This window comes from Campylobacter sp. LR291e, from assembly GCF_008633915.1.
GTDB lineage: Bacteria > Campylobacterota > Campylobacteria > Campylobacterales > Campylobacteraceae > Campylobacter_D.
Genome location: NZ_VJNV01000023.1, coordinates 75,947 through 88,236, shown reverse-complemented (window position 1 = coordinate 88,236; position 12,290 = coordinate 75,947). Strand labels below are relative to the sequence as shown.

At 32.0% G+C, this 12,290-nt stretch carries 13 protein-coding genes; all 13 read right to left on the bottom strand.

Translation table 11 applies throughout. From position 1 onward, the window contains the following. Window position 1 precedes the first annotated feature (1 nt). The 13 genes from FMM58_RS05010 to gyrA all read right to left on the bottom strand — a co-directional run bounded on the left by FMM58_RS05010 (window position 2) and on the right by gyrA (window position 12,282). Window positions 2-697, bottom strand: a complete 696-nt coding sequence (locus FMM58_RS05010) for an ABC transporter ATP-binding protein (RefSeq protein WP_150139933.1) — start codon at window positions 695-697, stop codon at window positions 2-4. Continuing rightward, window positions 684-1,469 carry an ABC transporter ATP-binding protein gene (locus FMM58_RS05005; RefSeq protein WP_150139932.1) on the bottom strand — a complete coding sequence of 262 codons (786 nt, stop codon included), beginning with the start codon at window positions 1,467-1,469 and terminating at the stop codon, window positions 684-686. The genes FMM58_RS05010 and FMM58_RS05005 overlap by 14 nt, the downstream gene beginning before the upstream one ends. Further along, window positions 1,463-2,500, bottom strand: a complete 1,038-nt coding sequence (locus FMM58_RS05000; protein ID WP_150139931.1) for a branched-chain amino acid ABC transporter permease — start codon at window positions 2,498-2,500, stop codon at window positions 1,463-1,465. The genes FMM58_RS05005 and FMM58_RS05000 overlap by 7 nt, the downstream gene beginning before the upstream one ends. After that, window positions 2,500-3,396 carry a branched-chain amino acid ABC transporter permease gene (locus FMM58_RS04995; protein WP_150139930.1) on the bottom strand — a complete coding sequence of 299 codons (897 nt, stop codon included), beginning with the start codon at window positions 3,394-3,396 and terminating at the stop codon, window positions 2,500-2,502. The genes FMM58_RS05000 and FMM58_RS04995 overlap by 1 nt, the downstream gene beginning before the upstream one ends. 8 nt (window positions 3,397-3,404) lie before the next feature. Then, window positions 3,405-4,493 carry an ABC transporter substrate-binding protein gene (locus tag FMM58_RS04990; protein ID WP_150180461.1) on the bottom strand — a complete coding sequence of 363 codons (1,089 nt, stop codon included), beginning with the start codon at window positions 4,491-4,493 and terminating at the stop codon, window positions 3,405-3,407. Between the two features lie 9 nt (window positions 4,494-4,502). Further along, complete coding sequence (locus tag FMM58_RS04985; protein ID WP_150139928.1) at window positions 4,503-5,615, bottom strand: ABC transporter substrate-binding protein; 1,113 nt, start codon at window positions 5,613-5,615, stop codon at window positions 4,503-4,505. Between the two features lie 9 nt (window positions 5,616-5,624). Beyond that, on the bottom strand, window positions 5,625-6,071 hold the full coding sequence (locus tag FMM58_RS04980) for a c-type cytochrome (RefSeq protein WP_150151793.1): 447 nt from the start codon (window positions 6,069-6,071) through the stop codon (window positions 5,625-5,627). Then, window positions 6,055-6,243, bottom strand: a complete 189-nt coding sequence (locus FMM58_RS04975; RefSeq protein ID WP_150139926.1) for a hypothetical protein — start codon at window positions 6,241-6,243, stop codon at window positions 6,055-6,057. Before FMM58_RS04975 ends, FMM58_RS04980 begins: the two co-directional genes overlap by 17 nt. A gap of 70 nt (window positions 6,244-6,313) precedes the next feature. After that, the gene (locus FMM58_RS04970; protein ID WP_150139925.1) at window positions 6,314-7,345 is read right to left on the bottom strand and encodes an aspartate-semialdehyde dehydrogenase; all 1,032 of its coding nucleotides are present in this window, start codon (window positions 7,343-7,345) and stop codon (window positions 6,314-6,316) included. 3 nt (window positions 7,346-7,348) lie between these two features. Next, a complete protein-coding gene (locus FMM58_RS04965) occupies window positions 7,349-8,644 on the bottom strand; it encodes a sigma-54-dependent transcriptional regulator (protein WP_150139924.1) in 1,296 nt (431 codons plus the stop codon). Window positions 8,645-8,694: 50 nt separating this feature from the next. Then, window positions 8,695-9,144, bottom strand: a complete 450-nt coding sequence (locus tag FMM58_RS04960; protein WP_150139923.1) for a hypothetical protein — start codon at window positions 9,142-9,144, stop codon at window positions 8,695-8,697. Beyond that, window positions 9,120-9,644, bottom strand: coding sequence for a flagellar assembly lipoprotein FlgP (gene flgP / locus FMM58_RS04955; RefSeq protein ID WP_150139922.1), 525 nt, complete (start codon window positions 9,642-9,644; stop codon window positions 9,120-9,122). Before flgP ends, FMM58_RS04960 begins: the two co-directional genes overlap by 25 nt. Window positions 9,645-9,705: 61 nt before the next feature. Further along, a complete protein-coding gene (gyrA, locus tag FMM58_RS04950) occupies window positions 9,706-12,282 on the bottom strand; it encodes a DNA gyrase subunit A (RefSeq protein WP_150151782.1) in 2,577 nt (858 codons plus the stop codon). Window positions 12,283-12,290 lie beyond the last annotated feature (8 nt).

Sequence of the window (12,290 nt, the reverse complement as noted above, 5' to 3'; positions counted from 1 at the left end):
TTTACAATCCTAAATATTTTTTACGCACTTCATCATCGTTAATTAAATGCTTAGCCTCGTTTTGAAGTACTATTTGTCCATTTTCTAAAACATAAGCATAATCACTAATTTTAAGGGCACTATAAGCATTTTGTTCAACTAAAAGTATAGTGATACCTTCATTTTTTAAACGTACAATCGTTTCAAAAAGCTCTCCTACAATCTTTGGTGCAAGTCCAAGGGAAGGCTCATCAAGCATTAATAATTTTGGTTCACTCATTAAAGCCCTTGAAATTGCAAGCATTTGTGCTTCTCCTCCACTTAAATTTCCAGCCAAAACATTTTTTTTATTTTCAAGCCTTGGAAAAAGCTTATACATTTGTTTTTTTAAGTGTTCGTAATTTTCATCATTATTAAAAGCCCCTATTTTTAAATTTTCTTCTACGCTTAAATTTATAAATACCCTACGACCCTCAGGTACTAAGGATATCCCTTTTTTTACCAAGCTATGCGTTAAATGCCTCTTTGTTTCATAGCCTAAAAAAATCACCTCTCCTTTGCGTTTAACAGCGTTTATTAAGGCGTTTAAGGTAGAGGTTTTACCAGCCCCATTTGAACCGATTAAAGATATAATTTGCCCTTCTTTTACCTCAAAGCTAATGCCCTTTACTGCTTGTATAAGTCCATAAAAAACTTGTAAATTTTTAACTACCAACATTGCTTTGTCCTAAACTTTCAAAATCACCCAAATAAGCTGCAATTACTTCTTTATGCGTTAGGGCCTCGCTAAGTTTTCCATTAAAAATACTCTTACCATAATCAAGCACCAAGACATTTTCACATAATTTATTAACAAATTTCATGTCATGTTCAATAAGCAAAATACTAATTTTATAATCCTTTCTTAGCTTAAAAATAAGTTCTGCTAAATCATCACTTTCCTTAGCATTCATCCCAGCAGCAGGCTCATCAAGCAAAAGCAAACTAGGATTTGTAGCCATTGACCTAGCAAGTTCTACCTTTCTTTGCTGACCATAACTTAAACTTGTAGCCATATTATTTGCTAAATGTGAAATTCCAAGTTCTTTTAAAAGCAAGAAAGCCTTATCTTTAAATTCACTTTCTATTTTTTTAAAACGTCCAAAATGTAAAAAGGCCTCTAAGATATTATATTTCATTTGAAAATTAAAGCCTATTAATACATTTTCTAGTACATTCATACTAGAAAAAAGACGTATGTTTTGAAAGGTTCTAGCTATACCTAATCTTACTATTTTATGCGTTTTAAGTCCGTTTATTTTTTGATTTTTAAAAAGTACCTCGCCTGAACTTGGTTTGTAACTGCCTGTAATTATATTAAAAAGCGTGGTTTTACCTGCCCCATTTGGGCCTATTAGGGCAAAAATTTCGCCTTCTTTAAGTGTGAAAGAAGTATCGCTAATTGCCATAACACCACCAAAACTTTTATATATATGTCTTAATTCTAGCATTGTTTTTTCTTTTTAATGAAATTTTTAAGGCTTTTTAAATGTTCTAGTAATTCTTTATCGCCCATTATGCCCTTTCTTGCAAAAAGCATAATTAAGATTAAAATAAGTGAAAAAACTACCATTCTAAAGCCTACCATTGCAGGTAAATTTAAGCCAAATATACTCATAGGCTCGTCTAAAAAACGCAACCACTCACTGCCACCTATTACCAAAATAGTACCTAAAATAGCCCCACTTGTAGAACCAAGTCCACCTAGCACTATTATAATCAAAAGCTGAAAAGTAAAGATAAAATCAAATTGTTCAGGCGAAACACTAGCTAATAAACAAGCCATTAATCCACCCCCTACTCCTTCTAAAAAAGCAGAGGTGCCAAAGGCAAGAGTTTTAATCCAAAAGCAATTAATACCCATTGCACTAGCAGCGTCCTCATCATCTCTAATGGCCTTCATAGACCTACCAAATTTAGAATATACTAAATTTAGTATTAAAATAACAGAGATAATAGCAACGCCACCTATAACATAAATATTGCTAAGTCTTGGGATATCAACTAAGCCCCTTGAACCGTTCGTAAAGGTAGGACAAGAAAGGGCCAATAATTTTATAATAATGCCAAAACCAAGGGTTACAATGGCTAAATAATCGCCCCTTACCCTAAACACAGCAAAAGAAAGTATCAAAGAAAGCAAACAAGCACAAATTCCACTAGCAAGTAAGGCTATTATAAGATAGGGAGTATGGAGCATTAAAACTAAGCTATTAATGCCTTCATAAGCAAATTGTTCGTTTTTAGAATCAACGCTTAAAAGTAGTAAGGCACTAACATAGGCCCCAACTGCTACAAAGCCATTTGGTTCAAGTGAAAATTGTCCTGTAACGCCGTTTATTAGATTATAACTTACTGCTAAGATTATAAAAATTGCTATTTGATTAAGTATGCTTATACCATAATCTTCAAAGATATAAGGGCTTAAAATTATAAAAAATATAGCTAGGATAAAAAAGCTTAAATGTGAAATTTTATTCATTAAAACCTACTTCTTTCAAAATTAATCCCTAAAATTCCACTAGGTTTAAAAAGTAAGATAAAAACTAAAAATATAAAGGCAAAGGCATCTTTAAAGCCTGAAAGTTCGGGAAAAAATGCTATTGCTATAACTTCACTAAGTCCTATAATTAACCCACCTATAACAGCCCCAACAACTGAGCCAATCCCACCAAGCACGGCTGCTGCAAAGGCCTTTAAGCCAACAAGGGTTCCCATTGTAGGTGTTACTGAATAATAAATGGCAGCATAAAAAATTCCACCCACACAAGCAAGGGCTGAGCCTATTGCAAAGACTATTGCTATAATTCGGTTTGCATCAATACCCATTAAATTAACCGTTTGAACATCAAAGGCTAGTGCCCTAATAGCTATGCCGTATTTGCTTTTATAAAGTATGAAAAGTACTATTAACATTATAAAAAAGGTTAAAATAGGTACTAATAAATTTCCAAAACTAATACTAAGCCCTATAAATTCAATATTTTTTTCAAAATACTCAGGAGCAGTAAAAAATCTAGGCGTTGAAGTAAAAATCATATTAAAAAGACTTTGCAATAAAAAACTAATGCCTATGGCTGTTATTAAAAGTGAAATTTTAGGGGCCTTTCTAAGTGGCTTATAAGCAATCTTATCAGTAGCAATTCCTATACACATTGCAAAAACGATAGCTAAGCACAGGGCAACTAAAAAAGGAATCTCAAAACTAGCCATGCAAATAAGACAAATGTAAGCCCCGACCATCATAATATCACCATGGGCAAAATTTATAAGTCTTAGCACCCCATAAACCATAGTATAACCAACAGCAATAAGGGCATACATGCTACCTACACTTAAACCATTTATAAGTTGTTGTAAAAAAAGTGAAAAATCCATGCTAAACTCTAAGGATTGATAGTATCTTTATAAATTTGGCTTTGATTATTTATTTCTTTGATAACAACACTTCTTTTTGCATTGCCACTTTTATCAATGCTAATTTTGCCCGTTACGCCTTCAAAATTCGTTTTATGAATTTCATCATTTATACACTTAGGGCTTAAATTTGATAAACAATTATTCATAGCCCTTATCATTACAAAATAAGCATCAGCCCCCATTGCAGTAAAATTTGGCACCTGACCCTTATAATTTTTAATAAATTCCTTAGCTAAATCAGTGCTAGGATTATTATAATCAAAGCTATCAGTAAAAATATGACCCTTGCTTGTATCGCCAGTTAAATTTATAAAAGTCTTATCAGCAACCCCATCAGCTGAACCCATAGGGGTATTTAGCTTTAAATTTCTAGCTTGTCTTACAAAAAGGGCAGCCTCGTTATAATAAAGTGGCAAATAAATAAAATCAATATTTAAATTTTTAAGCTGGGCTATTAAGGTCTTAAAATCTTTATCGCCTGAATTTATCTTAAAGGTATTTAAAATATCGCCACCTCTTTTTTTAAACTCATTTTCAAAGGCCTTTGCAAGTCCTAAAGAATAATCGGCACTTTGGTCCATTATTATCGCAACTTTTTTATAATTAAGCTTGTCAAATACATATTTTGCTAAACTTTCACCTTGAAAGCTATCATTAAAACAAACCCTGCTTGAAAAATTTTTTTTATCTAAAATTCTATCACTTGTAGCAGCAGGGGCAATTAATGGAATTTCTTTTTCTTCTGCTACTCGCATAACTTGCAAAGTATTTGCTGTAAGCATTTCTCCTATTAAACCAAGCACCTTTTCATTTGAAACAAGACGTAAAGAAGAAGAATAAGACTCAAGCTTATCGCCCTTTGTATCTACTACACTTAATACAATCTTATCTCCATTATCTAAGCTACCTTGCATACTATTTGCTAATTTTATGCCATTAAGCGCACTTTGTCCATAGGCCGCACTTGCACCAGTTAATGGTAAAACAACGCCTATTTTATACTCATTTGAATACAAAAAAAGATTTAAACACAAAAATATTAATATTTTTTTCATAAATTAACCTTATGGATTTATAGAACTTTTAAAATGTTGTTTTTGATTTACAATCTCTTTTATAACCACAGGTCTTACAGCATTTCCATCTAAATTTATAGTTAAAATTCCACCCACGCTTTCATAATTTTTAGTACTTTTAATCTTTTCATTTATACATTTTGAGCTTAAATCATTTATACAAGCATTCATTGCATTTACCATTACAAAATAAGCATCAGCCCCCATTGCCGAAAAGGCTGGTAATTCTCTTGAACCCTTTGTTTTTTCATACTCATTTAAAAAATCTTTTCCAAGCTTTGTACTAAGATTGTTATAATCAAAGCTATCCGTAAAAATCACGCCATTAACAGCTTCTCCACCAAGTTCAATAAAGGCTTGATTATTAACCCCATCAGCTGCACTTAATAATTTTATAAAATTCATTTGTCTAGCCTGTCTTGCAAAAAGGGCGGCTTCTGGGTGATAAATAGGCATATAAACAAAATCAATATCTATATTTTTAAGTTGAGAAATAATAGCCCTAAAATCTTTATCGCCTGAATTTATATTAATCTTTTTTGAAATTTGACCACCATTTTTTATAAAAGAAGCTTCAAAGGCCTTTGCAAGTCCTAAAGAATACACATTGCTTTGGTCGATTATTATAGCTACTTTTTTTAAATTTAATTCCTTGCTAACATAGCTAGCAAATTTATCACCTTGAAAGCTATCATTAAAACAAACCCTACTAGCAAAGGTCCTTTTATCTAAAAGCTTGTCCCCTGAGGCCACTGGTGCAATTATAGGAATTTGCTTATTATCAGCTATTGAAATGGCTTGAATGGTATTTGGTGTAATAGCCTCTCCTATTAAAGCTATTACCTTATCTTGTGATATTAAGCGATTTACCCCATTTGCAGTTTCAAGTTTATCGCCCTTTGTGTCTATTATCACAAGTTTTACTTCATCGTTATTTTCAAGTTTAAAGCTTAATTTATTAGCAAGGCTAACCCCACTTAATATATCTTGTCCATAGGCTGCAACTGCTCCTGTTAAAGGCAATACAATGCCTATTTTATGTTCTTTCGCCTGTAGATTAATAAAGGCAAAAATTCCAAGTATTAAACATATTTTTTTCATATTTTTTCCTTATTTTATAAAAGTACCATGTTTTGTTTTTTTGGGTGGTTCTTGTTCTATTAAATCTTGTATTTGTAATTCAATAACAAAATTTTCACCCTTAATATAAGCTATTAATTCATCCATTTCATCATGCGTTAAGCTATTTGCATAAATTGCCATCTGCACCGAACCTGCTGTTTGGCTATTGTTTCCAAGTGCGTAATCAATAAGGCTAGATTTAATATCTTGTGCGTTCATATCTCTTAATCTTCTAGACCCTGTTAATTTTTTCTCACCCATATCGCCATGGCAGGTATTGCATCTTTTTTTAAAATAAAGCTCTTTAGCCCTTTGAGTATCATAAACCTTATCAGCATCAAAAGAATAATCAAACAAAGATTTTAAGCTAACACCAAAGGCAAAATTTAAGCTTAAAAAAAATAAAATAAATATTAACCTATTCAACGCCAACATTTATTAAAGCCCTACCTTGATGACCATCTTTCTTTTTAGCACTGCCTGAGTTATACTCATATTTTAAAGAACCACTTATATCAACATCCTTAATAGTTTCGTTAAAATCACTTGCCTTAGTAAAATTTAAACAAAAAATCAAGCATAAAACAAAAAACATAACTTTTTTCATTTACTTTCCTTTTTCTCATTAAATAACAAGCCTTGATTATAGCAAAAAATTATAAATTTACTTTTTAAATTTATGCATTGTGAATTTTTAGCCATTTTTGTGCAATCCTAACTGCATTTGTAGCAGCCCCAACACGAATTTGATCAGCCACGCACCAAAGATGCAAAATATTTTTCCTACTTAAATCAGCCCTGATTCTACCTACATAAGTATCGTTAGTATTGCTTGTATAAAGTGGCATAGGATATTGTTTGTTTCTTATATCATCGATTAATTTTACGCTTTTAGCCTTACTTAAAATTTCCCTTGCTTTTTCAACATTAACCTCATTTGTAAAACTCATGGTAATGGCCTCACTATGACTTCTTAAAACAGGTACCCTAACGCAGGTTGCTGAAACTTCAATCTTTTTATGTAAAATTTTTTGAGTTTCATTTACCATTTTAAGCTCTTCTTTTGTGTAGCCATTTTCTTCATTAAAAACATCAATATGAGGTATCAAATTTAAAGCAAGTGGATAAGTAAAAACCTTAGCCTCAAATTCATCTAATTTAAAGGCAAAAAAACTTTGCATAGCCTCAACTAATTCTTGCATACCCTCTTTTCCAGCCCCACTTGCTGCTTGATAAGTGCTTACATCAACCCTTTGTAAATCAAAGACTTCATCTAGTGGCTTTAAGACATGGACCATTTGTATAGTAGAACAATTAGGATTTGCTATAATGCCTGTTTTTTTATAAAGCTTAATATCTTCTTCATTGCACTCAGGCACTACTAATGGTACGTCTTCATCCATTCTAAAATGACTTGTATTATCAATCACCACAGCCCCACATTCAACAGCAAATTTAGCATATTTTTCTGAAATACTTCCACCTGCACTAAAAAAGGCTATATCAACAGGATTTTCCTTAAAAACATTTTCAGTAAGCTCTTTTACCTTATAAATTTTACCTTGAAATTCCACTTCATCGCCCACACTTCTAGCACTAGCAAGTGGCAAAATGCTTTGTACAGGAAAATCAAGTTCATCTAAAACATTTAAAAGCTCCTCGCCAACAGCACCAGTAGCCCCAACTATCGCAATTCTTTGTTTTTTCATATCTTATCCTTTTATATTATATTTTTTCATTTTTTCTTCAAAAATATCTTTTGCAAGTCCTAAAATTTTAGCTGCTTCTTCTATATTAAAATTTGTGTTTTCTAAGGCCTCTAAAAGTAATTCTTTTTCCAAATTTTTAACACTTTTTTTAACCGTTCTAGCCTCTAAAAATAAGTCCTTGCTTGTAATTTCCTTACCCTCACTTAAAATACAAGCCCTTTGAATTATGGAGATTAACTCCCTAACATTGCCAGGAAAATCATATTCTAATAAGGTTTTTTGTGCTTCCTTACTTAGTTCTTTGTTTTCAAATTCGTATTCTTTACAAGTATCATCAAGCACCCTTTTTGATATATCTAAAATTTCTTCCTTTCTTTCTCTTAGAGGTGGTATATTTATAGGCAAGGTATTAAGCCTATAATATAAATCTCTTCTAAAATTTCCATTTTGAATTTTATCATCCAAATTTGCATTTGTTGCACTTATGATTCTTACATTTATCTTAATGTTTTTTGTACTACCAAGCCTTGTAATTTCTTTTTCTTGCAAAGCCCTAAGTAATTTTGCTTGAATTTCATAAGGCATTTCTCCTATTTCATCTAAAAATAAAGTCCCTTCGTTTGCCATTTCAAAAAGCCCTATTTTTGTGGCGTTTGCATCTGTAAAAGCTCCTTTTTCAAAGCCAAAAAGCTCACTTTCAATCAAATTTGCAGGAATTGCTGCCATATTAATAGCCACAAAAGGCTTATTCGCTCTTTTACTATTTTTATGGATAAATTGTGAAAAAAGTTCCTTTCCAACCCCACTTTCACCAAAAAACATAACAGAAGCATCAGTTTTTGCAGCCTTACTACTTAAATTTAATACTTCTTCAAGTTTTGGTGAGCTTGCAAAAAAATCACTATTATTTTTTTCTTTTTTCTTAGCTATTTTTTTATCGCTTGTTTTTTCGCGTATAATCTTAGCCCTTTTAATCGCTTCAACAAGGGTATTAATATCAAAGGGCTTAGTTAAAAAATCCTTAACCCCAAGCCTTACGGCCTCAATGGCCCTATTTAATGTAGCATTGCCTGTAATAATAATAAAATCATATTTATTATCGCAAGTTTTTACAAATTCAAGCCCATCAATGCCTGGCATATTAATATCTGTTATAATTAAATCGGTGCTATCGTCTAGCTTTTTTAAGGCCTCAGTGGCTGATTTATAGCTTTTAATATTAAATTCATCATACTCACTAAGTGCAATTTCTAAAGATTTTCGCATATTTATATCATCTTCTACGATAACTAAATTCATAAGCTCACCTTAAAATTTTTGCAAGATAATAGCAAATTTGCACTTAATTTTTATTTACTCTTTTTAAGATAGTAAATTAAGGCACTATTTTGACCAAAATCAACTATAAAACGAAGAGGTAAAATTTTCACATAGGTTTCATTTTTTGCTTGCATTAAATTTGTATTGATTATATCTTTAACGCTAATCTTAGCACCTATAAAACACTCACTAAGCTCGTCTTTATGCTCATTTAAAAAGCTTAATTTTCTAGCCTTTGGCATATCATCATCTATTAAGCCAAGTTCATTTTTAGGTAACTCATCATAATCTTTTTGACTAAATTTAATCTCACAAGCAAATTCACTATCTGCATTTTCGCTATTTGTCATAGCTAGGGATAAATTTTGTTTTTGATGAAAAAGGATTAAATTTTTATTAGTAAGCTCTGCCCAGAAGATAAATTCCTCGCAACAAAGCTTAACACTAAGAAAGATTAATAAGCAAACAATTCTTTCCACTTATCGGCGTCTATTTTTAATTCTAAATTAATGCGATAAAGCCCTTGATTAAAATTCTCATCAATAATACTTGCATTTTTAATTAAACCATTTACTTGTGCTGTAATAGTAGAACTTCTAAGCATAGCATCCTTTACTGTATCCTTACCATTTACCTTAACGCCATAAAGCTTACTAGCAAGTTGTCTATAACCATCAGTTATCGCAGCCCTTTTTGCAAGTGCTAATGCTTGTGCTGATGAAACTGTGTTTAAAGGAGCAATTCCTTCGCCAACAGCAGTAAAACTAAGCTCTGTTTCACTTACATCAGGTGCTAACATCTTTTCTTGTCTAATGATATCTCTAACATCATCCTTATCTACCTTTTGAACGATTACATCAGAACTTGGAGTAGAAGTTGAAGTTGAACCTGTGCCAGTACTTGCAGTATTTCTTTGCGAAATAGGCGTACACCCAACAAAAACCAACGCTAAAACAAGCGCAAAAAATAAATTTTTCATATTACACCCTCAAAATATTGTAATTACAATTTACTTAGCAAAAAGCGTGCCAACATTATAACTAATCTAAATTTAAATCTTGATTAGTATCATCGCCTAAATTTTCTTCTTCTTGTTTAGGACATTTTGCTATACTAACCACCTCATCGTTTTCGACCTTAATAACTATAACTCCACTCGTATTTCGCCCAGCCTTTCTAATGCTTTGCATATCAACACGAATCATCTTTCCACTACTTGTTAAAGCCATTAAATCCATACTTTCATCTACTATAACAACCCCTACTAAATCCTTTGTTTTATCAGTTAGCTTCATGCATATAACGCCCTTACCACCTCTACTTTGAAGTCTATATTCAGAAGCCATTGTTCTTTTTCCTATACCCTTTGCACTAACGCTTAAAATTTCTTGTTCATCATTTTCTATAAGGGTAGCCCCGATAACACAATCATTTTCTTCTTTAAATTTAATAGCCCTAACCCCACGACTAACGCGACCTATCTCACGCACCTTTGCAAGTGGGAATTTAATACACATGCCTTTTTTAGTAATAGCAAAAAGCATTTTTCCTTTAAAATTCTCGTCTATGATTTCATTATTTTCATCGTTTTGGCTATTTTCATCTACTTCTATAGGTTCGTTTTCATCGATAATAGGCTCATTTTCATCCCTTTGGACAATCAAAGCTGTTACAATCTGGTCATTTTCATCTAAATTTATAGCCCTCACCCCTATGTTTCTAATATTTTTATATTCACTTAAATTTGTTCTTTTTACTATACCATTGCTTGTGAAAAAGCATAAGGATTTACTCTTATCAAAATCGGTAGTAGCTATGATAGCTTGTATCTTTTGACCATTTAATTCAAATAAATTTACAACGGCCTTTCCTTTTGCGATGCGGCCTCCTTCTGGAATTCTATGCACCTTTAGCCAGTAAAGCTGACCTCTGTCTGTAATAAACATTAAAGTATCATGCATATTTGCAGTAAAAAAGCTTTCTATAAAATCATCATCATAGGTAGTAAGGGCTATTTTCCCTTTACCTCCTCTTTTTTGCCTTTCATACTGCTTACTTGCCATTCTTTTAATATAACCTCTATGAGTTATAGTAATAACCATATTTTCATTAGGTATTAAAGACTCATCGCCTATCTCATCGTAATCATCTTCTATTTGAGTGATACGAGGCACGTCAAATTTCAAACGTAATTCTTTTAATTCATCTTTAATTAAATTTTCAAGCAAATCCTCGCTTTTTAAAATTTCTTCAAGTCTTGCAATCTCTTTTATAAGTTCATTTAACTCATTTTCAAGCTTTTCTCTTTCAAGTCCTGTAAGTTTGCTAAGTCTCATATCTAAAATAGCATTGCTTTGCAATTCACTTAAATTAAATCTAGACATTAAACTAACTCTAGCAGTGCTTGTATCAGGGCTTGTTTTGATTAAATTTATAATCTCATCTATATTATCAAGTGCTATTTTAAGACCTTCTAAGATATGTGCCCTAGCCTTTGCCTTTTGAAGTTCAAAAATAGTTCTTCTTATAATAACCGTTTTTCTATGGGTTAAAAATAAATTTAAAAGTTCTAATAAAGAAAAAATCTTTGGTTCTTTATTATGAATTGCTAACATAATCACACCAAAGGTACTTTCCATAGTGGTTGACTTAAATAAATTATTTAAAACTATATGACTTTGTGCCTCTCTTTTAAGTTCTATAACAACTCGAATTCCTTCTCTATCGCTTTCATCCCTTACTTCTGAAATTCCTTCGATTTGCTTTTCTTTTACTAAGTCAGCAATTTGTTCGATTAATCTTGCCTTATTTGTTTGATAAGGTAATTCATCAATCACAATAACATCTTTATTTGCCTTTCTTTCTATATGTGTTTTTGCACGAATTTTAACCCTACCTCTACCAGTACGATACGCATCAATAATGCCTTTTTTGCCATAAATTATCCCAGCAGTTGGAAAGTCAGGTCCTTTTATAAATTGCATAATCTCTTCTAAACTTGCATCCTTGTTGTCAAGTAAGTATAAAAGCCCATCGATAAGTTCATTAAGGCTATGAGGAGGAATATTTGTAGCCATACCAACAGCAATCCCACTTGAACCATTTAATAATAAATTTGGCACCCTAGAAGGTAAAACATCAGGCTCACTTAAAGAATCATCATAATTTGGCACAAAATCAACGGTTTCTTTATCAATATCCCTTAAAAGCTCCTCAGCTAAAATAGTCATTCTAGCCTCAGTATAACGCATAGCAGCAGCACTATCGCCATCAATTGAACCGAAATTTCCTTGCCCATCAACGCTTGGATAACGCATAGAAAAATCTTGTGCCATTCTAACAAGTGCATCATAAACTGCCCCATCTCCATGTGGATGATACTTACCTATAACATCACCTACTATACGAGCTGATTTTTTATATGCACTTTTGCTTCCAACGCCAAGGTCATTCATAGCATATAAAATGCGTCTGTGTACTGGTTTTAAACCATCTCTAGCATCTGGCAATGCCCTACCTATAATAACACTCATAGAATAATCTAAATAACTACTCTTAATAGAATTTTCTATATCTACAAGCTGAGTATCGCTATTATGATTGAAAATATTTTCCATAAAAATCC

Coding starts and splice junctions, on each gene's coding strand:
- gyrA (WP_150151782.1), bottom strand. CDS start 12,282: ATGGAAAATATTTTCAATCATAATAGCGATACTCAGCTTGTAGATATA.
- FMM58_RS05010 (WP_150139933.1), bottom strand. CDS start 697: ATGTTGGTAGTTAAAAATTTACAAGTTTTTTATGGACTTATACAAGCA.
- FMM58_RS04965 (WP_150139924.1), bottom strand. CDS start 8,644: ATGAATTTAGTTATCGTAGAAGATGATATAAATATGCGAAAATCTTTA.
- FMM58_RS05000 (WP_150139931.1), bottom strand. CDS start 2,500: ATGAATAAAATTTCACATTTAAGCTTTTTTATCCTAGCTATATTTTTT.
- FMM58_RS04980 (WP_150151793.1), bottom strand. CDS start 6,071: ATGTTGGCGTTGAATAGGTTAATATTTATTTTATTTTTTTTAAGCTTA.
- FMM58_RS04970 (WP_150139925.1), bottom strand. CDS start 7,345: ATGAAAAAACAAAGAATTGCGATAGTTGGGGCTACTGGTGCTGTTGGC.
- FMM58_RS05005 (WP_150139932.1), bottom strand. CDS start 1,469: ATGCTAGAATTAAGACATATATATAAAAGTTTTGGTGGTGTTATGGCA.
- FMM58_RS04975 (WP_150139926.1), bottom strand. CDS start 6,243: ATGAAAAAAGTTATGTTTTTTGTTTTATGCTTGATTTTTTGTTTAAAT.
- flgP (WP_150139922.1), bottom strand. CDS start 9,644: ATGAAAAATTTATTTTTTGCGCTTGTTTTAGCGTTGGTTTTTGTTGGG.
- FMM58_RS04995 (WP_150139930.1), bottom strand. CDS start 3,396: ATGGATTTTTCACTTTTTTTACAACAACTTATAAATGGTTTAAGTGTA.
- FMM58_RS04985 (WP_150139928.1), bottom strand. CDS start 5,615: ATGAAAAAAATATGTTTAATACTTGGAATTTTTGCCTTTATTAATCTA.
- FMM58_RS04990 (WP_150180461.1), bottom strand. CDS start 4,493: ATGAAAAAAATATTAATATTTTTGTGTTTAAATCTTTTTTTGTATTCA.